Below are 25191 nucleotides of genomic sequence, written 5' to 3' on the forward strand. Positions count from 1 at the left end.
AGGATGAAGCGGACGCGGAACAGGTGACGTGACTGAGGTTGCGGCTTCGGGCTGGACGGTCCGCGCGATCCCTGCCGCGTGCCGTCCACCGCGCCGCCGTGCGAGGCGCATACGAGACCTCCGGTGACGGAATGTGTGATGCGAGCTACAGAGTGCGCCCCCGAGAGTTACTCTCGCTACGTTCCGCATCACACTTGGAACCCCCCGGAGGCGCGATGCCAGCGCGTGACAACCTGGACCCGATGGGCTCGTTGTGGGACGTCATCGCCCTTGAGGTGAGGGCATGGCGTATCGCCAAGCACATGTCCGAAGTTCAAGTTGCGGCCCTACTCAAGTGCGACCGTTCCACCGTTTCCAGGATCGAAAACGGGCTTCGGAAACTGAACGACGCATACGCCCACTCCCTGGATGAAGCATGGAAAACGGGCGGGCTGTTCGCTGCGCTCGTGTTCCACGCGAGCACGTTCGCCGAGCAGGACTGGCGGACCGGGCTGCGTCAGTACGAGCGCGAAGCATCGCGTATGCGGATGTGGGACGTCTCGCTCGTGCCGGGGTTGCTCCAGCACCCCGAGTACGCGCGAGCCGTGATCGCCAAGGCTTACGAAGCGGGGCTGATCAAGAGCATCGACCAGGCGCTGGAAGACCGGCTGGAGCGTCAGCGGGCCGTGTTCGAGCGCGACGATCCGCCCCAGATCTCAGCTGTGATCAACTGGCCGATTCTTCGCCACACGTACGGCGGCTCCGCCGTCATGCGTGCCCAGATCGAACTGCTCATGGAGCACGCGGGGCGGCCGAACGTCTCTCTTCGCTTCGTCGAATCCGACGCCATGGGCCATGTCGGCCTGGACGGCTCGTTCAAGCTCCTGACGGTCAAGAACCGCGAATACGCGTTCTGCGAGGCCCCACACGAGGGACGCATCTTGTACGTCCCTGCTGACGTTCACAAGATCTCGGTACGGTGGGAGCAGGTAAGCGACCACGCCTCGCCAGTACGGCGTACCGGCGCGGTACTACAGGAAGCGATGGAGTACTACCGATGACTGAGTGGCGCAAGTCGTCCCACAGCAGCTCAACGGGGGGCGACTGCGTAGAAGTCGCCCGCCTCGCCTCTGACGCCGTGGGTCTCCGCGACAGCAAGAACCCGACCGGCCCCGCGTTTGCGCTCCCCAAGTCGGCGGGGCGAGACATGTTGACCCGGATCAAGGCGGGCGAGCACGACTTGGCGTGACCCCCGACGAGCGGGCCCCCGAAGCCGTCTCTCCGGGGGCTCTTCGTGCGTCAAGCGGAGGCCGGATCAGTCTGTGCGCCAGACCGGTTCGAGGAGATCGGGGTTGAAGGCCGCCCGTCCCTTGCCCACCGGGCGCACGATCACTGCGTGGAACGCCCCGCGGACGTAGGTCCGCTTCGTGGACATGGGCAGTCCACCGTTTTCCTCGGGCAGGTACCAGCGAGACGGATGTCCGCGACATCGGTGGCCGCGCGCTCCGCGCCGTTCCGGCTGACCGGCTGTGGGTGAATCCGGACTGCGGCCTGAAGACTCGCGCCTACCCGGAGACCACGGCGGCGCTGGCCAACATGGTGAGCGCCGCGCGCCGTCCGGGCGACGCTCTGACCCTCCGCGGGACGGCCTCAACCGGCCACCTCACAACCCTCTGACCAGGCGATCCGCGACCCCGTGCCCACCGGTGCGGGGTCGCGGGGCCCTGCGCGCCGACCCTTCCGACGAGTAGGGCGTAGCCGCGCACGGCCTCCGGGGTACCTACTGGCTGCCGGAAATGCCGTGCTGGCGCGGCATGGTGAGGATGGAGGGCGATTGGAACGCCGGATGAGGATGTTCAGGCGGGGGTCGCGACGGCCGGACGGCGACGATCCGGGCAACGACAAGCCGGGCGAAGTGCCGGAAGTCGGCGAGGCGGAGCAGGAGCGAAGCGCCGAGAACGGCCGGCCCGAGCACGACGGCCACAGCGAGCAGCGCGGCACACGAACGAAGCGCGACGAGCGAGAAGAGCAAGACGAGCGAGACGGGCAGGACGGGCAGGACGGGCCGATGCTCGGGCCGAAGCTGTCCGAGCCCACGGGCTGGTACGGGCGCGCGGAGGAGATGGCGCGGACGGACATGCTCACCATGACCCGGCGGCTGCCGCGCCTGATCGGGCAGGTCGGACGGCTCGGCTGGCAGGCCAACCGGCGCGACCTGACGATCACGGTCGTGTTCAACGCGGTCGCCGGGGTGTTCACCGCGTTCGGGCTGCTCGCGACGACACGCGTGCTGACCGCGCTGTTCGCGGCCGGGCCGACGCCGGACCGGGTGCGCGCGGCGGTGCCGGCGCTCGTGCTGGTCGGGGCGGCGATCACCGTGCGCGCGTCGTGCACGCTGCTCGCGCAGTGGTCGCAGCAGCGGCTGCGGCCGCAGGTCGAGAGGATCGTGGAGCAGCGGCTCTACGACGCGACGACGGCGATCGACCTGGCCTGGTTCGACGACGCCGACCACCAGGACGCGCTGCACCGGGCGCGGCTGCGCGGGCTGGACTCCGCCTCGTCCATGGTGGACAACGCCGTGGACCTGGGGACGGCCGTGGTCGGGGTCGCGGCGGCGGCCGGGGCGCTCGGCGTCCTGCATCCGGTGCTGCTGCCGCTGCTGGTGCTGACCGCGCTGCCGGAGGCGTGGGCGGCCGTCCGGTCGGCGCGCCTGGGCTACCTGGCGCAGCTGTCGCTGGTCGAGGTGCGGCGGCGCAGCTGGATCATGACGGACCTGATGACCGGCCGCGACCACGCCGCCGAGGTCCGGTCGTTCACCGTCCGGCCGCACCTGCTGCGCCAGTACGGGGCGCTCGCCGACCAGGTCAGGCGGGTGCTCGTCGCGGTGGCGCGGCGGCGGACGGTCACCCAGATGTACGGGGACGTGCTGCGCGGCCTCGCGACGGCCGTCCTGTACGCGGTGCTCGGCGTGCTGCTCTGGCAGGGCATGATGCCGCTGGCCGTCGCAGGGACGGCCGTGCTGGCGATCCGCACCGGCCAGCAGTCGCTGCTCAACCTCGTCCACGCCCTGAACAGGACCTATGAGGACGGCCTGTACTTCGCGGACTACCTCTCCTACATCGAGCTGGCCGAGAAGTCGATCAAGCGGGAGCACCAGGCGGTCGCGCACTCCGTCGACGGCGCGCCGCTGCGCGAGTTCCGGGAGATCACGGTCGACGGCATCACCTTCACCTATCCCGGCGCGGACGAACCGGCCCTCCGGGACGTGTCGGTGCGGCTCGAACGGGGCGAGGTCATCGCGCTGGTGGGGGAGAACGGGTCGGGCAAGACCACGCTCGCGAAGATCCTCGCCGGGCTGTACTCGCCCGAGAACGGCCAGGTCCGCTGGGACGACGTCATCGTCACCCACCTCGACCCCGAGGTGCTGCGCCGCGACATCGCGGTCGTCGCGCAGGACCACACGCACTGGCCGATGACCGCCGCCGACAACATCGCGATGGGCGACGACATCCGCGTCCCGGCGGCGCGCGACGCCGTGCGCGTCGCCGCGTCCGACTCGGGCGCGGACGAGGTGATCGACGCGCTGCCGTTCGGCTACGACACCCTGCTCGACAAGCGCTTCGACCAGGGCCAGGAGCTGTCCGGCGGCCAGTGGCAGCGCCTCGCCGCCGCACGCGGCTTCTACCGGGACGCGCCCCTGCTGATCTGCGACGAGCCGACCGCCGCCCTCGACGCACGCGCGGAGCACCGGCTGTTCGAGCAGATCCGCGCCCACGCCGCCCAGCAGGGCCGGACGGTCCTGCTCATCACCCACCGCCTGGCCAGCGTCCGCCACGCCGACCGGATCTACGTCCTGGAGAACGGCCGCGTCACCGAACACGGCACCCACTCCGACCTGATGACGCTCAACGGCCTCTACGCCGACCTCTACGGCCTCCAGGCGTCCGCCTACAACCTCACCCCCGACCACCCGTCCCCGGAGGCCCGCCCCGCCACGACCTAGTCCGGAAGGGAAAGGGGCCGCGCCCAGAAGGCGCGGCCCCTTTCGGCGGATCAGCGGTCGGTGCCGGACCAGTTCTGGTCCGTGAAGGCGTTGCAGGTCTGGATCTGCGCGCGCAGTCCCCAGTCGAGGTTGAAGCTCTCGATCTGGACGCACTTGTGCGAGTTCGGGTTCACCAGCTTCACCCCGGGGGCCTGCACGAGGAGCGAGCTGACCGGACGTTCCACGTGCCAGAGCTGCCTCGGTGATCCGTCGCAGTCCCAGAGCTGGACCTTGGCGCCGTCGGCGGTTCCGCCGGAGCCGACGTCCAGGCACTTGCCCAGCGCGCGGACGGGCGCGGCCGGGGCGAAGACCTCCCACTTGGCGAACTGGGCGGCGCGGTCGGAGTCGTCCAGCGGCATCTTCTTCTGGACCATCAGGTCGTTGAACATGGCCGCGTAGGAGCCGTAGTCCTTCGCCGGGAGGGTCCAGGTCTGCGGCGGGCTCTGGTTGCAGCCCCACTGCTGGACGGCCGTGCCGTTCGCGGTCCCGCCGTGGTCCACGTCCAGGCAGAGCGGGTCGCCGCCGCCGACGGTGTTCCCCCGGACGAGCTGGGTCGGGGACGCGGCGGGCTGGGCCCGGTCGGTCGCCGGGATCGGCGCGCCGTTGGCGGTGTAGGTGACGTTGAAGGACGCGTTGCCGCCCTCGTCGCACAGCGTCTGCCCGGCGAACTGGTTCGTCGTCCAGAACGCGCCGTCCTTGTACGTCATGCATCCCGGATGGGTGCGGTCGAAGTACTTCGGCGGACGCTCGTCGGTCGGCGGGTCGATCCGCATGTACGACATCGTCGTCAGCGCGGTGAGGTCGACGAGCTGGGCGTCGGTGGTGACGTTGTCGCGCGGGACCCACACGTTCTCGTCCCGGCCCGTCATGATCGCCACATCGTGGTTCGGGCTGGTGTCGGACGTGATGAGGCCGAGGTCCTGCTCGAGGAAGCGGCCGGGGTTGGCCTCGGCCTCGAAGCTGTAGCCGTGCCGTCCGTTCGGGGCCGTGGCCGTCCGCACCAGCCAGCGGGTCGCGGTGCCGGATGTCGTCATGGCGCTGACCTTGTCACCGCCGTTGGCGTGGTCCTTGCCCAGGACGGGCGTGGAGGCGACCTTCTGCCCGGCGTTGCCGCCCCGGGTCACGGTCATCTCGACGCGTGGGACGGGCGGCGGCAGCGGGACGTCGACGGGGTTCCCGGTCGTGGCGTCGAGCACCTTGTAGGCGCGTGACCCGGTGTTGACGCCCTTCTCGTGGTAGTCGCATCCGCCCTGGAGGACGAGCCGCCCGAACTCCGCGCCGGTCTTCTGGGTGAGGCAGACGTCGCCGATCATCAGGTGGTCGCCGTTGTCGGGGCCGTCGAAGGTCCACAGCGTCTTGGTCTTCGTGACCGTCGGGCCGTCCTGGCCCTTGCCGAGGTAGTGGCCGGGCCGGACGACCGACTCCAGCGACACCGACAGCCCGCCCTCGCGGTGGACGAGCCACTGCGTGGCGAACCTGTTCACCGGCTTGAACGCGGTCCCGTTGCCGCTGTCGAGCGGCAGGTACCAGCCGGTGGCGTCGCTGCCGTCCTGTCCGTTTCCGCCGCCTCCGAGCCCGTACGCGGACGTGTCGCCGACATCGGCGATCGCGATCTTCTTGCCGGTGTAGGACGGGTAGATGCCCTGGGTGAAGAGCTGCACCGCGCCCGCCGGGGTCTGCGTGACCACGGGAAGCGGACCCGGGTCGGGAGCGGCCGGAAGCGGGTTGAACACCTGGTCGGGGCCCTGTGCGCACGGACGCGCCCTCAGGAGGCGGTCACCCGTCATGGCGTCGTCGACGGGGGCGAGGCAGGTGCCGGGCTCGGCGGCGAACTCCAGCCCGCCCCACGAGTTCTGGACGAACCAGATCGGCCCGCGTCCGGAGATCCCGCCCGCGGCCGTGCCGGAGTGGCCGAGGTAGGTGCCGGGCGTGAAGTCCGCCTCGAACGACACGTGCCCGCGTCCGTCCGAACGCTCGATCCAGGTCTGCGCGAGGCCGGCGTCCGCGCGGACGGTCAGGGGGAGGTTCCCGGCCCCGCCGAGGTATCCGCCCGCGACCAGGCTCAGCTTGGTCTGGACTCCTTCGTTGGTGCCGTCGGCGATCGGGCCCGGCAGGGGCCCGTCGTCCGACGCCGTCCGCACGAGCGTGCGGACCTTGCCGACCTTGAGGTCGCCGGTCTTCGGCGTGGTGAAGCGCTTGGCCTTCGGATGGGCCGTCGGCAGCGCGTCGTAGCGGCTCGGCGCACCCTTGGCAGAGGGCGTGCTCTTGGCAGAGGGCGAGGCGTCCGCCGCGACGGCGGGGCTCACGGTGAGCCCCGCCGTCAGGACGGCCGCGGCCGCCAGTTTTCTGGTTGATGTCACGGGCCGCATGCTCCGGCCCGCCGATCAACAGTGGATCATCGTGGCGGCAGCGCCGTCTTCAGGTAGGCCATGGCGTCGTCGATCGTCTTGCCGTTCATCGGGGTCAGGTCCACCTTGCCCACCTCCTGCTTCAGCCGTTCGGCGACGCCGGGCTGGTCAGCGGCGATGGCGGCGGTCTCGTAGTCCCGGGCCACCGAGTTGAGCCGGTCGGAGAAGTTCGCGGGCACCTGAACGGCTCCCCAGCCCGTTCGGTGGAAGAGCGTCAGCGTCCGCACCAGGTTGGAGAGTTCGGCCGTCTTCGACGCCAGTGCGGGATCGGCCTCGGTGAGGAAGGACATCGCGGGCGAGACCGCGTAGAAGGCGTCCTCGATCTGCGCGCCCTTGTAGGACGGCGCGAGGAGGTTGTCCCGCAGCCAGGTCATCTCGATCTGGAGGTCGTCGATGTCGTCCTTGTACTTGGGGTCCATCGACATGGCCACGTGGGCGAAGCAGCCGCCCTTCTTGCAGTCCGGGTCCGCCGGGGGCTCCCAGTCCGCGGAGACGTCCACATTCCACCACGCGTTCTGCACCGCGTCGGCACTGTTGTTCCCGTACAGGGTCCGGGCCATCTGGACGGTGGCCACCATGGCGTCCTTGATCTGCGAATTGGCCGTGAGGAGCTCGGTGAACGCGTGGTAGAACACCGCCGTGGCCGTCCAGTCGGACATTTTCTGGGTCGCGTAGTAGTAGGCGTGGTTGATGATGCCGCTGTTGTAGTGGACGCCGCCGTTGTCCATGCACGTCGATCCGTACTGGGCCGACCTCCCCGCGCTGCCCCACTTGGTGGGGTTCCGCATGTCTCGGAGGGGGGTCTCACTGATGGACGTGTGCGCGCCGATCTCCCAGTCGTCCGGGTCACCGCCGGTCAGGTGCCGTTCGGCGACCGCCATGATGTCGGAGAACGCCTCGTTGAGCGCTCCCGACTGGTTCAGGTACTTCAACTTGGACGTGCTGTCGGTGACGGCGTGGGTCCACTCGTGGACCACGATGTCGTCCTTCACCGTGCCGGGCGCGTAGACGGTCTTGACGCCGTCCCAGAAGGCGTTGGGCTTCTCCATACTGTATTTCGCGAGACGGGCCATCATCAGCGCCCCGTGGCCGTCGTAGCCGTCCCGGTCGAAGTAGTGCTGGTAGAAGTCGTAGGCATGGCCGGTGTAGTCGTAGAGGTCGTCCAGCTCCTTTTCCCCGGTCGGGGCCTGCCCCTCCTTGCGCCGCAGGTTGGTGTTGATCGAGTGATCCTCGGAATCCAGCTCCTCGTCCCAGATCTGCCGGTACAGCGCGTCCGAGCTCTTCTGCTCCCGCGTCACGACCGTGCCGGGCCGCCGCGCGTCGACCAGGTAGTCCCAGGCGCCGGCTCCTCCGAGGACGCGCACCGACCACACCAGGGTGCCCGGCACCGAGGCACGGCCCGCGACCGGGTCCGGAGCGTAGATCTGCAGTTCGGGACGTCCGACGGCCTTCCCGCCGCGCACCTGCTTGACCGCGGTCGCCGTCGCCGTGCCCGCCGGGACGGTCGGGGTCGTCGGCGGGACGGCGATGTCGGGACGCATCCCGTTGCCGACCGCGACGACCTTGCTCCTGTCGTTGCTCAGCGCGACGTTCACCTGCGCGTCACGGACCGAAACACCGCCGATGACCTGCTGGAAGTGCTGGAACCGGCCCTTGTCGTTGTCGTCGGTGCGGATCGGCTTCAACTGCGCCGCCGGGTCGGCGACGCCGAAGACGGCCGCGTTCGCCCGCATCCACTTCGGCACGTCGCCGCCGGCGGCCGGGCTGTTCACGGCCAGCATCGATGGCGTGCCGCGCTGCTTGTCCCGGACGACGGTGAACGACTTCCCGCTCTCCGACCGCAGCCGGTCGAGTGCGCCCGGCACCCCGGCCCGCTCGAACGTCCCCTTGCCGGACGGACTCGGCGGGGGCGTCGGCGCGGCGTCCGCGACACCGGCCGAGGCCACCATGACGCCGACGACCCCGGCCGCGCCCAACGCGAGCCCGCGCCGTCCGCCGAACCGCCGTCGCACAACACTCGCCACCCGCGTGGCGGGGGAGCGCAGCATCCGTCCGACCACGAGCGCCAGAGCACCCGCGACGATCGTCCACCCGAACCCCAGCAGGAAGGACGGCCCGACCTCCGGCCGGACCGCGAACATCCCCGAGGGCTCGACGACCGCCGCGGCCGCCGCGCACAGCGCGCCGTAGGTCAGCGCCGCCCACGCCAGCGCGATCGACGTCCGCCACCGTCCGCCCGCCTGACGCGCGGACACGCCCGCGGCGACCGCCGCGACCATCACGGGCAGCAGGCCCACGACCAGCGGCGCGAACCCGTGGGACGACAGCAATGCCAGCGGACGCACCGTCCCGCTGAACCCGATGGCCTCCGTCCGCCAGCGCAGCGGGACCCCCATCGCCCCGGCCTGCGACGCCACCGCCCCGGCCAGGCCCGGCGGCAGCTCCCGCACCGGCGCGCTCATCGCCTTGGGCAGCTCCCGCGCGACGGCCCCGCCGACCCACGAGAGCCCCAGCCCCACGGCGTAGGCGGTGACGCCCGCCCCGGCCCCCCGCGACAGGAGCCGTACCGAAGTCCTTCTCATCCGACCCGTTCCTCTCGTCCCGCCGGAGCCGGAAGAACCGCCCGGCAGGACCACCGGCCTCGCGGCACGCCGAACGCGCGCCGTCACAAGGCGGTGCGAGTCAAGGCCAGGCTGATCAACAACCCCTCATCGCCCGATCAGCACGCCGAGCGAACCGGCCGACACGCGGATGGGCAGGGTGGACGCGGAGCGGCATGCCCGAGCATGATCCGGTCCATGACCGACACGAGCGGGCGGGCGCTGCTGAGCGCGCCCGGCGAGGGCGAAGTGATCGAGGTCGCGGGGGTCGCGCACCTGTTCCGGCTGACCGGAGAGCAGACGGGCGGACGGTTCGCCTTCGAGGAGTTCCGGCTCGCGCCGGGCATCGTCGGAGCGCGCCCGCACGTCCACGAGCGGCACGACGAGTACTTCTACGTCCTGGACGGCGAACTCACCCTGCACGACGGTGACGGCGAGACGAGCGTCGGGCCCGGACACCTGCTCGCCGCGTTGCGCGGCACCCCGCACGGCTACCGGAACGCCGGAACCGCCCCCGTCCACGCCCTCTGCCTCTACACGCCCGCCGGCTACGAGGGCTACTTCCGCGAAGTCCACGCGGCGGTCGCGGCGGGCGCGACCGTCACCGACGAGCTGCTCGCCGAGTTCCGAGCCCGCCACCACACCCGCTCGTCCTGACAAGCAGCCGACCCACGCCGGCTGCTGCCACCACCTTCGGGTAGATGCCATCTACGTAGATGGCATCTACCCAGACCACTTCGGGGGACGGGGGCCGGTGAACGCCGAGCGCCAAGGGCGATCCCGGTCGGATGGGTTTAGCCGGGGTAGGGGCGGAGGCTCTGGAAGATCTTGGTGAGGGTCTCGGGCGGGGCGTCCCGGATGTTCGGGCCCCCGAAGACGACGAACCCGAGGGGGAGGCCGTTCTCGCCGGGCTTCTTCGGCGTGGCGGTGAGGACGCTGACCCGCGCGCCCGGACGGACCGCGTTGCACTTGTCGTGCGCCGTCGGGACCGACAGGATGGTGTAGGTGACGGCCTGGGCCTGGATCCCGCCGTGCAGGGTGATCGTCCACTTCTTGCCGGCGTCCAGGACCGGGGCCTTGGTCTCCGCGCCGAACACCCAGCGCGCCCACGTCCGGGCCTCCGTGTCGGCCTCCTTCGCCAGCGCCGCCGTCTTCGTCGGGTCGGTCGGCGCCAGCCCGCTGCCGCCACGGACGCCTGCGTACGACAGGTCGCAGCCGTTCCCAGTGCCGTTCTCCTGCTTGACGTGGGCGACTGAGAACGCGCCGATGACCGGGTCGCCGTTTTCGCGCGTGTAGGCGATCACCGTGCCGGGAGCCTCGAGCTGCCACCCGTACGGCACGTCGTACATCACCCCGTGCTCCTGCGAGACGACGACCTGCCAGTACGGATCGGCGATCGGCTTCGGTGGGCCGGGAGGGGCGGGGGCCGTGGTGGCGGAGGTCCGGGTGGTCGGTTTCGCGGCCGTCCGGTGGCCACCCTTGTTGGACGTCAGCGCCACCGTCCCGGCGACCGCCGCGGCCGCCACGGCGACCGTCGCGGCGATGGCCACGAGCGCGGGTTTCTTGCGCGAGCGCTTCGGACCTGTCAGACCTGTCGGACCGGTAGGACTGGTCGGGCCGGGCGGGAACGCCGGGGCCGTCATGGCCCGGTCGGTGATGGTCGGCTGGGAGAACGACGGGGTGCCCGGGGCGGTCATGACGCCCTGCTGCGGCCCCGCCGCGTACATGCCGAGCTGGGCGGCGACGTTCGCCGCCGAACCGGGACGCGCCGACGGGTCCTTCGCCAGCAGCTCGTGGACGATGCGTGCCAGCCCGTCCGGGACGTTCGGCGGAAGCGGCGGCGGAGGCTCGTGCAGGTGCTGGTACATGAGCTGCGCGCCCGTCCCGGTGAACGGCGGGTTCCCGGTCAGCAGCTCGTAGAGGACGCAGCCCAGCGCGTACAGGTCGGAGCGCGGCCCGATCTCGCCGCCCATGAACTGCTCCGGCGCCATGTAGCGGGGCGTGCCGATCGACCCGCCCTCGACGGTCAGCCGCGTCGCCGCCGCGTCCGCCAGGTGCGCGATGCCGAAGTCGCAGATCTTCACCCGGTCGCCGGGGAGCAGGAACAGGTTCGCGGGCTTGACGTCCCGGTGGACGACGCCGCGCGCGTGCGCCGCCGCCAGCGCTTCCGCGACCTGGGCGGTCAGGGACGCGGCGCGCGGCGCCGGCATCCCGCCCGGCGAGGCGTCCAGGACGACCCGCAGGTCCTGTCCCTCCAGCAGCTCCATCACCAGGTACAGGACGCGGCCGTCCGCCGCCCGGTGCTCGCCGACGTCGTGCACGACGGTGATGCCGGGATGCTGCAGCGTTCCCGCGGTCTCCGCCTCGCGCAGCAGCCGCGCGCTCGTCCGTTCGTCGTCCCCCGCCTCGGCGCGGATCAGCTTCACCGCGACGGGCCGGCGCAGGCGCTCGTCGGTCGCGCGCCACACCTCGCCCATCCCACCGCGCCCGAGCGGCACGTCCAGCCGGTAGCGGGCCCCCAGTAGCGTCCCCTGTTCCATGAATGGTCATCTCACCAGAAACCGCCCCCGAGATCCACGCGGGCGGATCCCGAGGGCGGCGCTTTCGGGGGACGGCGCGGTGTGCGCCCTGGCGTCCCGGACCACAGGCAGGCCCCCTGACCTGTGGTGTTCGCGTCCGAGGGCGCGAGCGGCCTAGCCCGCGGCGGCCGTCTCGGCCTTCGCGGATTCCGGCGCGTCGTCCTCGGCCCAGACGCGGCCCATGGCGTCCAGCAGCGTCGGACGGTTGCGGACGATCCAGGCGAGGTAGCCGAGACCGACGACCATCCACACCACGATCAGGACGAGCGCGACCCGGTTCGGCCCGGTCGGCAGCGGGACGAGCTGCCCGTACATCGGCAGCAGGAGCAGCAGCGCGGCCAGCACCGGCACCACGCCGTGCCGCACCGCGGAGAACTCCGCGCGGTGCTCGCGCAGGTAGTACCGGACGAGCGCGACGCTGATCGAGATGTAGACCAGCACCATCGCGACGCCGACGATCTGCCCGGCGAACCCGTACATGCCGAGCGGGCCGATCCACAGGCCGCCGACCAGCGACACCGCGAGCGACACGAGCATGTAGCAGGCGAGCGCCGCCTGCGGGACCTGGCCGTGGCCGACGGTGCCGAGCGCGCGGGGCAGCAGGCCCTCGCGGCCCATGGCGAAGATGACCCGGACCTGAGCGGTGACGCCGGAGATCAGGTTGGCGAACTGGCTGTTCAGCACGGTCAGCGCGAGCAGCCAGCCGAGGCCCCAGTAGCGGTGCATCAGGGTCGTCCACGGCTCGGTGTCGGTGCGCAGCGCGCCGTGCTCGCCGAACCCGGTCGAGGCCGCGAATCCGGAGAGGACGTAGAACGTGCCGATCGCGAGGACGGCGGTGAACAGCGCGATCGGGATCGCCCGCCTGGCCGACCGGGCCTCCTCGCCGAGCGTGCCCGCCGACTCGAACCCGATGAACATCAGGATGCCCCACAGCATCCCCTTGCCGAGCCCGCCGAGGCCGTCCGGCGAGGAGGACGGGCTGAACGGAGCGAGGCTCACGCCGTCCGCGCCGCCCTTGCCGAAGATCATGCCGAACAGGGCCAGCAGGACGCCGAGCTCCAGCACCAGGAAGATCAGCGCGGTCTTCGCCGACTGGGACACCCCGAGCGCGCTGATGCCCCACACCACCGCGCCGTACACCAGGGTGAGCAGCCACCACGGAACGTTCCAGCTCAGTTCGGTGCGCAGGAAGTCGTGGGTGTAGGAGCCGATCGCCGACAGCAGCATCGGCGCGACCATCCCGTACGCGAGCAGCAGCAGCCACCCGGACGCGAACCCGCCGCGCTTGCCGAAGCCGTGCGAGTTGAAGGTGTAGGCGAAGCCCGCCGTCGGCAGCTTGCGCGCGAACGAGGCGATGACGGACGCGACGAGCAGGCACACGACCATCGCCAGCAGGATCGCCAGCGGCAGCGCGTACCCCGCCGTCTCCGCGGCGAGGGGCGTGTTGAAGAAGACGCTGGTCGCGGGGCCCATGAAGGCCATCGAGATGACCGCCGCGCCGACCGCGCCGAGCGCGCCCCGGCGCAGGCCGCCGGGTGTTTGCTGGGACATGTTCTCTCCAGGGGGTGGAACGGCCGCCGAGGCGACCGGGTGGGACACGACGCCGGGGGAGACGTCAGGGGACGACGCCGGGGGAGGCGCCAAGGGGACGACGCCGGGGGAGGCGCCAAGGGGACGACGCCGGGGGAGGCGCCAAGGGGACGACGTCAGGGGCGACGTCCGGGGGACGGCGGCGCCAGGGGTCAGGCGACGCCGTCGGTCGGGCGGCCCTCGGCGTCGTGCACGGGACGGAGGTCGAGGACCCCGCCGCGGACGCCCGCGACGGCCTGCGTCCGACCCCGGGTGACGAAGACCTGCGGACGGAAGCAGAACACGACGGTGTCGCCCGCCTGGACGCCTCGTGCGCGCGCGCCGGGGATGCGGCAGTAGTAGTGGATCGCGCTCGGATCGGCCGTCTCGACGTCCAGCTCCTGCAGCCCGTCCTCGGACGAACCGACGAGCGCGGTCAGCCGGTAGTCGCCGAGCACCTTGTCCACGTAGTAGCCGGCCGCGAAGACGTACGCGTCCTCGCCGTCCAGGTGCGAGACCTCCGAGACGTAGACGATCGCGGGCACCTCGGGCTGGGACGCGTCGAACACGTGCAGCGGCGTCGTCCCGTGCAGGCCGTTGCCCGGCTCGACGTGCGTCGCGCCCAGCCGCGCCTGCTCGGCGAACGTCCCGGCGGACGTCGTGCCCGGCGCGTTGACCTGCGTGATCTCGAATCCGGCGGCGCGCAGCCGGGCGGCCGCCTCGAGCGCGGTCGCGAAGTTGCGGGTCGGGACGACCGTCCCGGTGTCCGCGTCGGCGAGCATGCACGGGAAGTTCGTGACGCCCGTGACGCGCAGCCCGCCGATCACGTCGACGCGCTTCGCGGCGGCCTCGACGCCGTCCAGCGGGAACCCTCCGGCGTGCCCGAAGTAGTAGACGTCCTCGGGGCCGCGCACCCGCAGCAGCACCGGCTGGACGCGTCCCGCGCGCACGGCCGCCGCGCCGATCCGCTCCGCGACGTCCAGGTCGAAGACCGTGACGACCTCGGGCTCCGCGGCGATCACCGCGTCCTCGGTGCCCCGGTGCGGCTGGACGAGATGACCGACATGCCCGATCCGGACGCCCGCCCTCCGCACGGCCTCCATGTCCTGGAGGTCGACGCAGACCGCGCTCTCGATGCCCTCGTCCGCGATGGTCCGCAGCGCGTCCGGGTTCCGGCCGAACTGCTTCGACATCACGTACAGGCTCAGGCCCGCCTCCCGCGCCGCGGCGACCTCCGCGGCGGTGTTGGCGCGGACGGCGTCCAGGTCGATGAGGTAGGTGTTGGCGCGCACCCGCCCCTCCCGGTGCAGCCGGACGGCGGTGGCGGCGAGACCCGGGTTGGTCTCACGCAGACGGCGCAGGAACATGGCTTCCCTCCTTGGTGATGTGCTCGAGAACCGACGCGGCGACGTCGCCGAGGTCGGGCTGGTCGACGTCCAGGTCGCGGTAGACGGCGTGCAGCGCGGTCACCCACGAGCCGACCGCGCCGCCCGGGTCGCCGAGCGCGGACGGCCGCAGCTCCGGCGGCGATTCCGTGAACGCCCCGAGTTCGGCGCGCAGGCCGTCCAGCCAGGGCGCGAACGACGGCGCGACGCCGCCGGACAGCACCACGACCTCGGGTTCGTACGCGACGGTCACGGCCGTGAGCAGGACGGCGAGGGCGTCGCGCGCCTCGTCCAGGACGGCCCGGGGCGCCCCGTCGGCGAAGATCCGCGAGGCGTCCGGCACCTGGTGTCCGAGCGCGCGGGCGCGCCGGACCATGCCGCCGCCGGAGATCGCGTCCTCCAGAGTGCCGGGCCCGTGCCGCAGCACCCCGAACTCGCCGACCGTCCCGGTGCGTCCGGTGAGCGGACGGCCGTCCAGCGCGACGGCCGCGCCGAGGCCGGTGCCCGCCGCGACCATCACGACCGCGTCGAAGCCGCGCGCCGCGCCCGCCGTCATCTCGCCGAGCAGCGCCGCGTTCACGTCGTTGCCCAGCAGCGTCGTGCCCGGCAGCGCGGCGGTCAGCTCCCGCCGGAACGCCGTGCCCTCCAGCTGCGGCAGGTTCGGCGCGGTCCGCACCGCTCCCGTCCCCGGGTGGACGGCCCCGGGCAGCCCCACGGCGGTCACGACCAGGTCGTCCCCGGCGAGCTCCCGGACCCGGGACGCCAGCCACTCCGCGATCCCGGACGTGGTGGTCTCGCGCGGCGTGGGCTCGCGCCGCCACACCCGGACGCGTCCGGCGGCGTCGGTGACCAGGAACCGGGTGGTGGTGCCGCCGAGGTCCACGCCGCAGACCGTCCGGTCCTCGCCCGCCAGCCGCAGCGCGAGCGCCTGGCGCCCGCGTCCGCCGCCGGGGAGCGGACCGGCCTCGCGGACGAGCCCGTCCCGCTCCAGCTCCTCCACCACCCGGGTGACCGTGGCCTTGCTCAGCCCGGTCGCCGCCGCGACCGCGGTCCGGGTGACCGCGCCGCCGGCCAGCAGGGCGCCCAGCACCGCCGCCCGGTTCGCCCGGCGCGCGTCGCTGCTCTCCACCCGGCGTCCTCCTTTGATTTCAGAGTGAAACGAATGATTCGGAGGTATATCCGGCGTTTCGCTTCCGCGTCAAGGGTGCGTTAAGGGCGACTTTGGCCGTGACTCGAAAAACAGCAGGTCAACATGGTGGCGCTTCGCTTCGGGATCGCCTGCGTGTGGGGGGATGGAGTACGTACAAGAGCTCTTGCACAAGAGCTCTTGTACATGTCATGATCTTCGGCATGACCGAAGACCGGATCAAGGACTCCGAGCGGCTGTCGGCGCTCGCCCATCCGCTGCGCCGGCGGCTGGCGGACATCCTGCGCGCCTACGGCCCGGCGACCGCCAGCACGCTCGCCGAGCGCACCGGGCAGGGGGTCGGCAACGTCAGCCACCACCTGCGCGTGCTCGGCGCGGCCGGGATCATCGAGGAGGCGCCGGAGCTCGCCCGGGACCGGCGGGAGCGCTGGTGGCGGCGGGCCTCGCCGAACCTGTCCTGGCAGCAGAGCGACCACGCCTCCGACCCGGCGAGCGCGCTGGTCGCCCAGACCGTCCAGTCGATGCTGCTGGACCGGCACACGGCCGCCGCCCGCGAGTGGCTGCGGGGCGAGCAGCCGCCCGAGTGGGTGGACGCGGCGTTCGTCGGCGACCGCTGGCTCCAGCTCACCCCCGAGGAGCTGGAGGAGATGGGGCAGGAGTTGCTGGCCGTCCTGCTGAAGTGGGGGACCCGGGAGGTCCCCGACGACGGTCGCGAGCGCCAGGCCGTCCTGGCGTTCACCTACGGAATGCCGGCCACGCCATGACCGACGTCCTCACCACCACCGGCACTGACACCACGACGCCGCGGCGTTCGGCGCGCGACTTCCGGCTGTTCTGGCTCGGCGAGACCACCAGCAAGATCGGCAGCGGCGTCAGCGGCGTCGCGATCCCGCTCGCCGCGGTCGGCGTGCTGCACGCGAGCACCTTCCAGGTCGGCCTGCTCACCGCCGCCACCTGGCTGCCCTGGCTGCTGGTCGGGCTGCCCGCCGGAGCGTGGGTGGACCGGATGCGCCGCCGCCCCCTGATGATCGTCTGCAACCTGGCGTCGATGGTGCTGCTGCTCAGCGTGCCGGTCTCCGCCTGGATGGGCGTCCTGACCTTCTGGCAGCTGGCGGCGACCGCGCTGCTCATGGGCGTCGCCGGGGTGTTCTTCCAGACCGCCTACCAGGTCTACCTGCCCTCGCTGCTCGACAAGCGGGACCTGGCCGCGGGCAACGCCAAGATGCAGGGCTCGGAGTCCTTCTCGCAGGTCGCGGGACCGGGTCTGGCGGGCGGGATCACCCAGGTGCTGGGCATTCTCGGCGGCCTGGTCGCCGACGCGGCCTCCTTCGGCGTCTCGACGCTGTGCCTGCTCGGGATCCGCGCCAAGGAGGAGCCGGTCGCGCCCCGGGAGCGGACGTCCCTCGGCCGGGACATCCGGACCGGGTTGCGGTTCGTCACCGGCGACCCCTACCTGCGGGTCTTCTCCCTGTTCGGCGCCGTGTTCAACCTCGCCTTCGTCGCCTACCAGGCGGTGCTGGTGGTGTTCCTGGTCCGCGAGCTGGACGTGGCCACCGGCGTGGTCGGCCTGCTGATGATGGGGATCAGCGTCGGCGGCGTGATCGGGGCCGTGTCCGCCACCCGCGTCACGAACCGGTTCGGCACCGCCCGCGGACTGCTCGTCGCGCTGTTCGGAACCGTCCCGTTCGCCCTGGCCATCCCCCTGACCGAGCCCGGCCCGGGGCTCGGCCTGCTCGTCCTCGGCGGCTTGATGATCGGTGTCGGGACGGTGATCAGCAACGTCGTCCGGGGCAGCTTCCGGCAGCTCTACACCCCGCGTGAGCTGCTCGGACGGGTCAGCGTCAGCATGATGTTCCTGAACTTCTGCACCGTCCCGCTGGGCGGCCTGCTCGGCGGCGCGCTGGGCGAGGCGGTCGGCATCCGCCCGACCCTGTGGGTCATGGCCATCGGCATGGCCACCTCGCCTCTGCTCCTGCTCATCGGCCCCCTCAAGCGCCGCCGCGACCTCCCCACCGCGACCGAACAGGCCACCGTCTGACCACACCGCACACCCCCGTCGCAGGCCACCGCGGCGGGGGACGGTCAGTCGGCGGCTTTCGTGAGGGCGCGTTCGGACGCAGGGTCCGCGACGTACCGCGGGCCCGCGTGCGCGCGCAGCGCGGCACGCAGCGGCTCCAGAATCCGCTCCCCGCCGTTCGCGCCCGAACCGAGAACCGGCTGGCACACGACGAACCCACCGGAGTCGTGGTACCCCTCGAGCTCAGGCCCCACCGCCGAGAGCTCGGCGGGCAGCAGCACGCCCTGGAACCACACGACGAGCCGCGACTCGTCGCCCTCCCTCGTCAGGCCGATCCGCGCGATGGCCGCCCACGGGATCGAGAACGACTGGGACGTCAGGTCGTCGCGGCGCCTGATGCCGACCGCCTCCCGGTCAAGGGCGACCGAATGCCAGGGGGAGAAGACCTGCAGTCCCACGCAGATCGCGAGCGCGACGCCCAGGACTAAGTAGTCCGGACCGGAGAAGCCCCACCCCTCCCGCGGATTGATCAGGTGCGCGAAGATCGCGAGTGCCGCGAGGAAGGCCGCCGCCCACAGCAGTTTCACCCCGAACCCGCGCAACCACCAGTCCACCGGCTTCCGCCGCGGAGACCGGAACACGGCCGCGGCCGTCGCCTCCACGCCCGCTCGCCCGCCGGCCGACGCCGGGACGGTGCGGACGGACGCGGGGACCGGTGTGGTCGCGGCCGATGCCCCGTCCACGGACGACGATCCGGCCGCGTCCGGATGGGAGCCAGGCGTGCTCGGACGACTCTCGGAGACGTCCCGCTCCGGAGCCGCCGCAGGCGGAACGGGAGCCACAGGAGCGGGCGCGGAGGGAACCGGAGCCACAGCGGCGGGCGTGGACGGAACCGGAGCGACCGCGGTGGGCGCGGGCCCCGCGACCCGGTCGAGGACGTGGGCGAGGTCCGGACGGTCACCGGGATCCTTGGCGAGGCAGGCGGTGACCAGCGGGACGAGGTGGGACGCCAGCCCGGACAGTTCCGGCTCGGCATGGACGATCCGGTACACCAGGGCGTCCGGATGGCCGGTGCCGAACGGGGCGCGGCCGGTTCCGGCGAACGCCAGGACCGCGCCGAGGGCGAAGACGTCCGACTCCGGGCCGACGCGCAGGCCGCGCGCCTGCTCGGGGGACATGTAGGCCGGGGTGCCGAGGACGGCGTGCGTGCGGGTCGCCGACGTGGCGTCCAGGGCGCGGGCGATGCCGAAGTCGATCAGCCGCGGCCCGTCCTCGGCGAGGATCACGTTGCCCGGCTTGAGGTCGCGGTGGACCAGGTCGCAGGCGTGGACGGCGAGCAGCCCCTCGGCGAGCCCGGCGGCGAGCTCGCCGAGCGCCGGGGCGGGCAGCGGGCCGCCGTCCCGGATCGCCTGGTGCAGGGACGGCCCGGGGATGTACGCGGTCGCCATCCACGGCGGGTCGGCGTCCGGCGCGGCGTCCACGACCTGGGCGGTGTGGAAGCCGCCGACCCGGCGCGCGGCGGTGATCTCGGCGGCGAAGCGGCGGCGGAACTCCGGGTCGTCGGCCAGGTCGGGACGGACCACCTTGACCGCGACCCGGCGTCCGCCGCGCGACCGGCCGAGGAACACCTGCCCCATCCCGCCGCCGCCGAGCCGCGCCTCCAGCGTGTAGGGCCCCACCTGGCGCGGGTCCGCCGCGCGCAGCGCCTCCATCCGCCCACCCCCCGATCAAAGGAACGCCGACGTTCGACTAGGCGTCGATCCTCCCAGCGAACCCTCGACCGGGGAAGCCCATCAGCCGGAAAGCCCCTTCGTCACCGCAGCCGGGTCAGGGGCCCGCGATGCCGCTGGCGATGTCCTCGGCGATGCCCAGGACGGCGGTCGTGTCGTTCGCGCTCATGCCGGGTGGCGTGTACTGGTCGGTCCCCCCGAGGTCGGACGTGCTCGACTTCTCCCAGTGGACGATCACGACCAGGTTGGACATGTGGAAGAACGCCTCGGTGCCCGCGGAGTTCGCGTAGATCCGCGTGCTCCCTTGGACGACGTTCGTGTGCCCGTCCCTCGTCTTGAGAGCGCCGGCCGCACGGGTCGAGGCGCCGACGAACAGGAGCCGCCGGTATCTGTGCTGCTCGACCCGGATCGTCCCCTTCCCTGCCTCGCCCGAGGCGTTCCAGGAGCAGTCCCCGGGCTTCGAGCCCCACACGGAATCCGTTGCGGACGACGGCTCGACAACGGAGCAGGGGAGCGTCCCGCTGAACCGCCCCTTGTCGATGTGGCCGCCCGGATTGACCGACGAGAGGACGAGGGCCCCGCCCAGCAGCCAGAGGACGACGTACCGCTTGCGCACGCGCGGCCGCGAGAGCTTCGGACGCGGGATCCTCGAACGCCGCAGCCTCGGACGGCGCTTCTGCGGCGGCGCCGGGGGAGCCGCCGCGCCCGCCGCCTCCGTCGGCTCGTCGGCGATGAGGGTCGGGCGGAGGACCACGGCGCCCGGCGCGTCCGCGACGAACCGCTTGAGATCGGACGCGACCGCCGACGCCGGGCCCGGACGCTTCCCCGGCGACTTGGCCATCAGTGCCTTGACCAGCGCGGACAGCTCCTCCGGGACGTTCGGCCGCCGCGACCGGACGGCCGGCGCCCCGGACATGACCACCGCCCGTTTCAGCGCGGCCGTGGACGACCCCGAGAACGGCAGCGCGCCCGTGAGCAGCGTGTACATCAGGCAGCCGAGCGCGTACAGGTCCGTCCGGGCGTCGGCCTCACCGTCCAGGTCGATCTGCTCGGGGGCCAGGTAGGCGAGCGTGTTGGTGCGGACGCCCGCGGACGCGATGGCGGACGCGACGCCCGCCGGGTCCGCGGACCGCGCGGCGCCGAAGCCGATCACCTTCACCTTCACCGCAAGGCCCGGCGGCCCGTCCGCCACGAACACCGTGGAGGGACGGAGGTCACCGTGGACGAGCTTCAGCCAGTGCGCCGCGTTCAGCGCCTCCGCGACCTGCGCTCCGATCTCGGCGGCGCGTCCGGGCCGGAGGCCGTCCGGGTGCTCGGCGATCAGCGTCGCCAGGTCCCGGCCGGGCGGCAGCTCCGTGACCAGGTACGGACGGCCCGCGTCGACCCCGCAGTCGTACGGCTCCGCGACGTTCGGATGTCGCAGCGCCGTGATCGCCCGGTAGGCATCGAGGAGCCTTCCGGCCTGCGCCTGCGCCTCCGCGTCGGCCTCGTCCGATCCGTCCGAGGCCGGAGGTATTCGCAGGACCACATGGCGGTCTCGGCGCATATCCAGCGCGCGCCACAGCCATCCCCGTGCACCTCGTCCGAGCGCTTCCTCCAGGCGGTACCGGCCCGCGAGTACATCCCCGTTGTCATCCATGAGCTTGATCATCGGGGAGAGCGATCTCGCGCCGGTCACAACGAATCCGGCACAACCCGGTCGCAGCCGGTCAGCGCCAGTGGATCGGGACGCCGTGGTGAGGAGTGTCCGCCAGGACGTGCCGCTCGCCCCCGCCCTGCGGCCAGAGCCGGAGCGTCAGCACCGGCAGGCTGTGGAAGTCCGCGTCGTCCGCCTGCTCCAGGTACAGGTGGGCGACCGGCGCGTCCGGCGTCGCCGCCGCGCCCGCGCGCTCCACGGCGGCCGTGAGCCGCGCCTGCTGCGCGGGGGAGAGGTACTGCCACATGACCGAGTGCCACACGACGGTGACCACGCCCGCCCGCGGCGCGAGATCGGCGAGGAACTCCGCGGCGTCCGCGCGGACGACCGTCGCCGGGACCCGCGCCGCGACCTCCAGCGCGCCCCGCAGTCGCGCGACGCGTTCGTGCTGGTCAGGCCACACGAACGAGAGCAACCGGACGCCGTCCGCGACCGGGTCCACGGGCGCGAGGTCGCAGCCCGTCCGCTCGACGATCGTGAGCCCTGCCGACAGAGGCGGCGGCGACCCGCCCCAGCAGCCGCGCAGCACCACCGGAGAATCGTCCGGCCCGAACGCCGGTCCAACGCCTGAGCTGCCGTCCGATTCGTACCGGTACTGGTCGGCGCGCAGGTTCAGCCCCGCGCTGGCCCCGACCTCCAGCAGCCGGACGGGGCGCTCCCCGATGGCAGCCATGATCGCCAGCAGGCCGCCGACGAGCGGCGCGGCCCGTCCGACCTCGTTGGTCTGCGGGTCTCCGGCCATCGCCGCGCGCACCTCGTCCGGACGGTCCGCCACCAGCGCCCGGAACGCGGGCCAGGCCGCCAGCGGATCGGCCGTCCCGCCCGCCGTCGGGTAGTGCGCGGCCAGGTCGGGCGCCCGCCCGGAGAGCACCATCCGGTGCGTCGCGCCGAGCAGCCGCAGGCACCGCCCGGTCTCCGGGCCGCCCGAAAGGACGGCCGCGACCGGTCCGTCAACATCGGCCGCGGCGCGCCGCATCAGTTCGGCGTACATGGGCGAGCCGCCCTTGTCGCAGGTCGCCGCCTGGGCGAGCAGTTCATCACGGAGGTTCACGTCCACGGACACGATTCTGCCCGTTGACCAAAGACGATCTTGATTGGGACGATCACGAACACTCACATCCGCGATCGGGGGGCTCCGCGAGGAGCGACCGAAGGAGGCGCGATGACGCGCACGGACCGACACGGAGAACGACATGCGCGACCCGGCGCGCAGAGGCGCGGCAGGGCCGCCACCGCGATGCTCGCGGTGGCGGCGCTCGTCGCCGGGATCGCCCCGGCCGCGCACGCCGAACCGGGATCGAACGGGAACAACAGGCTCGCCCGGCAGCTCGTCCGCGAGGTGACCACCGACAACGCCTGGCGGCACCTGACCGCCCTGCAGCGGATCGCCGACCGGAACAACGGCATCCGGGCGTCCGGGACGCGCGGCCACCTGGCGTCCGCCGAGTACGTCGAGGGCAGGCTGCACGCCGCCGGGTACAAGACGACCCGGCAGCCGTTCACCCACGACGACTACGACTTCCACGCCTCGGACGGCAGGGTGGTCGCGCCGTCCGCCCGCGCCCTCCACCCGCTGATCGCCCGGTTCTCGGCGAACACGCCGGTCGGCGGCCTCACCGCCCCGCTCGCGGTCGTCCCGTCCGGGACGGACGCGACGCCCGGCTGCGAGGCGTCCGACTACGCCGGGGCCGACTACCGCGGCAGGATCGTGCTGATCACGGCCGGCGGCTGCACCAACACCGTCAAGCAGAAGACGGCCTCCGAGGCGGGCGCCGCGGCCGCCCTGATCAACACCAACAACCCCAATCCGGACATGATCCTGCGGACCCGCCTCACCGCGGCGGACGTCAAGATCCCGCTCGCGTCCCTCGGCCGCGGCGAGTCCGAGGCGCTCGCGGCCGACGCGGCGCGCGGCCCGGTCACGCTCACCGTCGACCTGCGCGGCAAGGCCAAGACCGTGACCACGTTCAACGTGATCGCCGAGACCCCGACCGGACGCGCCGACAACGTCGTCATGCTCGGCGCGCACCTGGACGGCGTCACCGAGGGCCCGGGCATGAACGACAACGGCTCGTCCAGCACGATGGAGCTGGAGACCGCGCTCCAGCTCGCCAGGCACTTCAAGCAGATCAAGAACAAGGTCCGCTTCGCCTGGTGGGGAGCCGAGGAGCACGGCGACCTCGGCTCCGGCGCCTACGTCGCGCAGCTGTCGGAGCAGGGCAAGGCCGACCTGGCCCTCTACCTCAACTTCGACATGATCGGCTCGCCGAACTTCGCCCGGATGGTCTACGACGGCGACGACAGCGACCACGAGGGCGCCGGCGCCGGCCCCGAGGGCTCGGCGCAGATCGAGAAGGTCCTCACCGACTTCCACGCCTCGCGCGGCCTGCCGACCGTCGGCCGGGACTTCGACGGACGCTCCGACTACGGGCCGTTCATCGCCGCGGGGATCCCGGCGGGCGGCGAGACCAGCGGCTCCAACCTCATCAAGACCGAGGACTGGGCCCGCCTGTTCGGCGGCAAGGCCGGGCAGTCGCTCGACTGGTGCTACCACTCGGCCTGCGACACCCTGAAGAACGTCAACCGGACGATCTACGGGCAGCTCGGCGCGGGCATGGCCTGGGCCACCGGACGGTTCGCTCTGGACATCTCCGACATCGTCCCGTCCGACGCGTCCGCGCGGGCGAAGCAGCGCGCCGCCTCGCCGCGCCGGCTCGCCTCGGTGACGGCCGACGAGGAGTGATCACCCGGCCCCGCGTGTCCCTCCCGGGGCGCGCGGGGCCCCCTCGGAGAGCGATACGGGTCTCACAAGCTGGACGCCGGGCACGAGCCGCCCCGGCGAGTCAATAGGATCGTGGGCATGCTGCGCTGGTTGACCGCGGGCGAGTCCCATGGCCCGGCCCTCACCGCGATCGTGGAGGGCCTTCCGGCCGGCGTGCGTGTGACCTCGGACGACATCGCCGAGGAACTGCGCCGCCGGCGGCTCGGGCATGGGCGGGGCGCCCGGATGAAGTTCGAGCAGGACCAGGTGTCGATCCTCGGCGGTGTCCGGCACGGCTATACGCAGGGCGGCCCCGTCGCGGTCCAGGTGGGCAACACCGAGTGGCCCAAGTGGGAGACCGTGATGTCCCCCGACCCGGTGGACCCGGACGTCCTCGCCGCGCAGGCGCGGAACGCGCCGCTGACCCAGCCGCGTCCCGGCCACGCCGACCTCGCCGGCATCCAGAAGTACGGCTTCGACGACGCCCGGCCCGTCCTGGAGCGGGCGAGCGCCCGCGAGACCGCGGCCCGCGTCGCGCTCGGCACGGTCGCCAAGGCGTTCCTCAAGCAGGCCCTGGGCGTCGACATCGTGAGCCACGTCGTGTCCCTGGGCGAGATCGACGCTCCCGAGGACGTCGCGCCCGGCCCAGGCGACCTCGCCGCCGTGGACGAGTCGCCCGTGCGCTGCTTCGACGCGGACGCGTCCGCGAAGATGGTCGCGCACATCGACGAGCTGAAGCGGCAGGGTGACACGCTAGGCGGCGTCGTCGAGGTGCTCGCCTACGGCCTCCCGCCCGGCCTCGGCAGCCACGTCCACTGGGACCGGCGGCTCGACTCGCGCCTCGCCGGGATCCTCATGGGCATCCAGGCGATCAAGGGCGTCGCGGTCGGGGACGGCTTCGAGACCGCGCGGCGGCCCGGCTCCCGCGCCCACGACGAGATCGACAACACCGAGGACGGCGTCCGCCGCCGCACCAACCGCGCCGGCGGGATCGAGGGCGGCATGACCACCGGCGAGCCGCTGCGCGTGCGCGCCGCGATGAAGCCGATCTCGACCGTCCCGCGCCGCCTCGACACCATCGACGTCGCGACCGGCGAGCCCGCCAAGGCGATCAACCAGCGCTCCGACGTGACCGCCGTCCCGGCCGCCGGAGTGGTGGCCGAGGCCATGGTCGCGCTCGTCCTCGCGGACGCGGCGCTGGAGAAGTTCGGCGGCGACTCGGTCGAGGAGACCGCCCGCAACCTGTCCGGATACCTGTCCTCCCTCACCGTCAAGTAG

18 protein-coding genes are annotated in these 25191 nt (G+C 72.4%); 9 read left to right on the top strand and 9 right to left on the bottom strand.

What is annotated here, in order from left to right:
* Positions 1-215: 215 nt before the first annotated feature.
* The 4 genes from AB0L06_RS32695 (at position 216) to AB0L06_RS32710 (ending at position 3982) form a co-directional block, all read left to right on the top strand.
* A complete protein-coding gene (locus AB0L06_RS32695; protein WP_500234998.1) occupies positions 216-1040 on the top strand; it encodes a helix-turn-helix domain-containing protein in 825 nt (274 codons plus the stop codon).
* Positions 1037-1228, top strand: coding sequence for a DUF397 domain-containing protein (locus tag AB0L06_RS32700; RefSeq protein ID WP_500234999.1), 192 nt, complete (start codon positions 1037-1039; stop codon positions 1226-1228). Before AB0L06_RS32695 ends, AB0L06_RS32700 begins: the two co-directional genes overlap by 4 nt.
* Before the next feature lie 143 nt (positions 1229-1371).
* Positions 1372-1656 (top strand): hypothetical protein, encoded by a 285-nt coding sequence (locus AB0L06_RS32705; protein WP_500235038.1) that lies wholly within the window; start codon positions 1372-1374, stop codon positions 1654-1656.
* 169 nt (positions 1657-1825) lie between these two features.
* Entirely contained in the window at positions 1826-3982 is a 2157-nt protein-coding gene (locus AB0L06_RS32710; protein ID WP_500235000.1) for an ABC transporter ATP-binding protein, read from the top strand.
* 50 nt (positions 3983-4032) lie between these two features.
* Here AB0L06_RS32710 and AB0L06_RS32715 read toward each other — a convergent pair whose 3' ends face one another.
* Together AB0L06_RS32715 and AB0L06_RS32720 are read right to left on the bottom strand one after the other, a co-directional pair.
* Positions 4033-6381 (bottom strand): RICIN domain-containing protein, encoded by a 2349-nt coding sequence (locus AB0L06_RS32715; protein ID WP_500235001.1) that lies wholly within the window; start codon positions 6379-6381, stop codon positions 4033-4035.
* Positions 6382-6416: 35 nt separating this feature from the next.
* Positions 6417-9011, bottom strand: coding sequence for a M4 family metallopeptidase (locus AB0L06_RS32720; RefSeq protein ID WP_500235002.1), 2595 nt, complete (start codon positions 9009-9011; stop codon positions 6417-6419).
* Between the two features lie 216 nt (positions 9012-9227).
* Here AB0L06_RS32720 and AB0L06_RS32725 point away from each other — a divergent pair, with 216 nt between their 5' ends.
* On the top strand, positions 9228-9686 hold the full coding sequence (locus tag AB0L06_RS32725) for a cupin domain-containing protein (protein ID WP_500235003.1): 459 nt from the start codon (positions 9228-9230) through the stop codon (positions 9684-9686).
* 137 nt (positions 9687-9823) lie between these two features.
* On the opposite strand, the gene AB0L06_RS32730 is transcribed toward AB0L06_RS32725, so the two are convergent.
* The 4 genes from AB0L06_RS32730 to AB0L06_RS32745 all read right to left on the bottom strand — a co-directional run bounded on the left by AB0L06_RS32730 (position 9824) and on the right by AB0L06_RS32745 (position 15691).
* Positions 9824-11569, bottom strand: a complete 1746-nt coding sequence (locus AB0L06_RS32730; RefSeq protein WP_500235004.1) for a serine/threonine-protein kinase — start codon at positions 11567-11569, stop codon at positions 9824-9826.
* 153 nt (positions 11570-11722) lie between these two features.
* Positions 11723-13159 carry an APC family permease gene (locus AB0L06_RS32735; RefSeq protein WP_500235005.1) on the bottom strand — a complete coding sequence of 479 codons (1437 nt, stop codon included), beginning with the start codon at positions 13157-13159 and terminating at the stop codon, positions 11723-11725.
* Positions 13160-13350: 191 nt separating this feature from the next.
* Positions 13351-14544, bottom strand: a complete 1194-nt coding sequence (locus AB0L06_RS32740) for an alanine racemase (protein WP_500235006.1) — start codon at positions 14542-14544, stop codon at positions 13351-13353.
* Positions 14522-15691 carry an ROK family protein gene (locus AB0L06_RS32745; RefSeq protein ID WP_500235007.1) on the bottom strand — a complete coding sequence of 390 codons (1170 nt, stop codon included), beginning with the start codon at positions 15689-15691 and terminating at the stop codon, positions 14522-14524. Before AB0L06_RS32745 ends, AB0L06_RS32740 begins: the two co-directional genes overlap by 23 nt.
* Before the next feature lie 221 nt (positions 15692-15912).
* Between AB0L06_RS32745 and AB0L06_RS32750 the strand changes: the two genes are divergently transcribed.
* Positions 15913-16473: an ArsR/SmtB family transcription factor gene (locus AB0L06_RS32750; RefSeq protein WP_500235008.1), complete on the top strand. Its 561-nt coding sequence runs from the start codon at positions 15913-15915 to the stop codon at positions 16471-16473.
* Positions 16470-17747: an MFS transporter gene (locus AB0L06_RS32755; protein ID WP_500235009.1), complete on the top strand. Its 1278-nt coding sequence runs from the start codon at positions 16470-16472 to the stop codon at positions 17745-17747. The genes AB0L06_RS32750 and AB0L06_RS32755 overlap by 4 nt, the downstream gene beginning before the upstream one ends.
* 44 nt (positions 17748-17791) lie before the next feature.
* Here AB0L06_RS32755 and AB0L06_RS32760 read toward each other — a convergent pair whose 3' ends face one another.
* The 3 genes from AB0L06_RS32760 to AB0L06_RS32770 form a co-directional block, all read right to left on the bottom strand.
* Positions 17792-19438, bottom strand: coding sequence for a serine/threonine-protein kinase (locus AB0L06_RS32760; RefSeq protein WP_500235010.1), 1647 nt, complete (start codon positions 19436-19438; stop codon positions 17792-17794).
* Between the two features lie 115 nt (positions 19439-19553).
* Positions 19554-21095, bottom strand: a complete 1542-nt coding sequence (locus AB0L06_RS32765; protein ID WP_500235011.1) for a serine/threonine-protein kinase — start codon at positions 21093-21095, stop codon at positions 19554-19556.
* A 70-nt stretch (positions 21096-21165) separates the two neighbouring features.
* Positions 21166-22209 (bottom strand): DUF2332 domain-containing protein, encoded by a 1044-nt coding sequence (locus tag AB0L06_RS32770; protein WP_500235012.1) that lies wholly within the window; start codon positions 22207-22209, stop codon positions 21166-21168.
* 105 nt (positions 22210-22314) lie between these two features.
* Between AB0L06_RS32770 and AB0L06_RS32775 the strand changes: the two genes are divergently transcribed.
* Together AB0L06_RS32775 and aroC are read left to right on the top strand one after the other, a co-directional pair.
* Positions 22315-23895 carry a M28 family peptidase gene (locus AB0L06_RS32775; RefSeq protein WP_500235013.1) on the top strand — a complete coding sequence of 527 codons (1581 nt, stop codon included), beginning with the start codon at positions 22315-22317 and terminating at the stop codon, positions 23893-23895.
* Positions 23896-24012: 117 nt separating this feature from the next.
* Positions 24013-25191, top strand: a complete 1179-nt coding sequence (gene aroC / locus AB0L06_RS32780) for a chorismate synthase (RefSeq protein ID WP_500235014.1) — start codon at positions 24013-24015, stop codon at positions 25189-25191.

The organism is Spirillospora sp. NPDC052269 (genome assembly GCF_040679435.1).
Lineage (GTDB): Bacteria > Actinomycetota > Actinomycetes > Streptosporangiales > Streptosporangiaceae > Spirillospora.

Excerpts from the sequence above, each read along its gene's own strand:
- aroC (WP_500235014.1), top strand. The coding sequence starts at position 24,013 with ATGCTGCGCTGGTTGACCGCGGGCGAGTCCCATGGCCCGGCCCTCACC.
- AB0L06_RS32730 (WP_500235004.1), bottom strand. The coding sequence starts at position 11,569 with ATGGAACAGGGGACGCTACTGGGGGCCCGCTACCGGCTGGACGTGCCG.
- AB0L06_RS32760 (WP_500235010.1), bottom strand. The coding sequence starts at position 19,438 with ATGGAGGCGCTGCGCGCGGCGGACCCGCGCCAGGTGGGGCCCTACACG.
- AB0L06_RS32720 (WP_500235002.1), bottom strand. The coding sequence starts at position 9,011 with ATGAGAAGGACTTCGGTACGGCTCCTGTCGCGGGGGGCCGGGGCGGGC.
- AB0L06_RS32765 (WP_500235011.1), bottom strand. The coding sequence starts at position 21,095 with ATGGATGACAACGGGGATGTACTCGCGGGCCGGTACCGCCTGGAGGAA.
- AB0L06_RS32700 (WP_500234999.1), top strand. The coding sequence starts at position 1,037 with ATGACTGAGTGGCGCAAGTCGTCCCACAGCAGCTCAACGGGGGGCGAC.
- AB0L06_RS32695 (WP_500234998.1), top strand. The coding sequence starts at position 216 with ATGCCAGCGCGTGACAACCTGGACCCGATGGGCTCGTTGTGGGACGTC.
- AB0L06_RS32775 (WP_500235013.1), top strand. The coding sequence starts at position 22,315 with ATGACGCGCACGGACCGACACGGAGAACGACATGCGCGACCCGGCGCG.
- AB0L06_RS32725 (WP_500235003.1), top strand. The coding sequence starts at position 9,228 with ATGACCGACACGAGCGGGCGGGCGCTGCTGAGCGCGCCCGGCGAGGGC.
- AB0L06_RS32750 (WP_500235008.1), top strand. The coding sequence starts at position 15,913 with ATGACCGAAGACCGGATCAAGGACTCCGAGCGGCTGTCGGCGCTCGCC.
- AB0L06_RS32740 (WP_500235006.1), bottom strand. The coding sequence starts at position 14,544 with ATGTTCCTGCGCCGTCTGCGTGAGACCAACCCGGGTCTCGCCGCCACC.
- AB0L06_RS32755 (WP_500235009.1), top strand. The coding sequence starts at position 16,470 with ATGACCGACGTCCTCACCACCACCGGCACTGACACCACGACGCCGCGG.
- AB0L06_RS32735 (WP_500235005.1), bottom strand. The coding sequence starts at position 13,159 with ATGTCCCAGCAAACACCCGGCGGCCTGCGCCGGGGCGCGCTCGGCGCG.
- AB0L06_RS32710 (WP_500235000.1), top strand. The coding sequence starts at position 1,826 with ATGAGGATGTTCAGGCGGGGGTCGCGACGGCCGGACGGCGACGATCCG.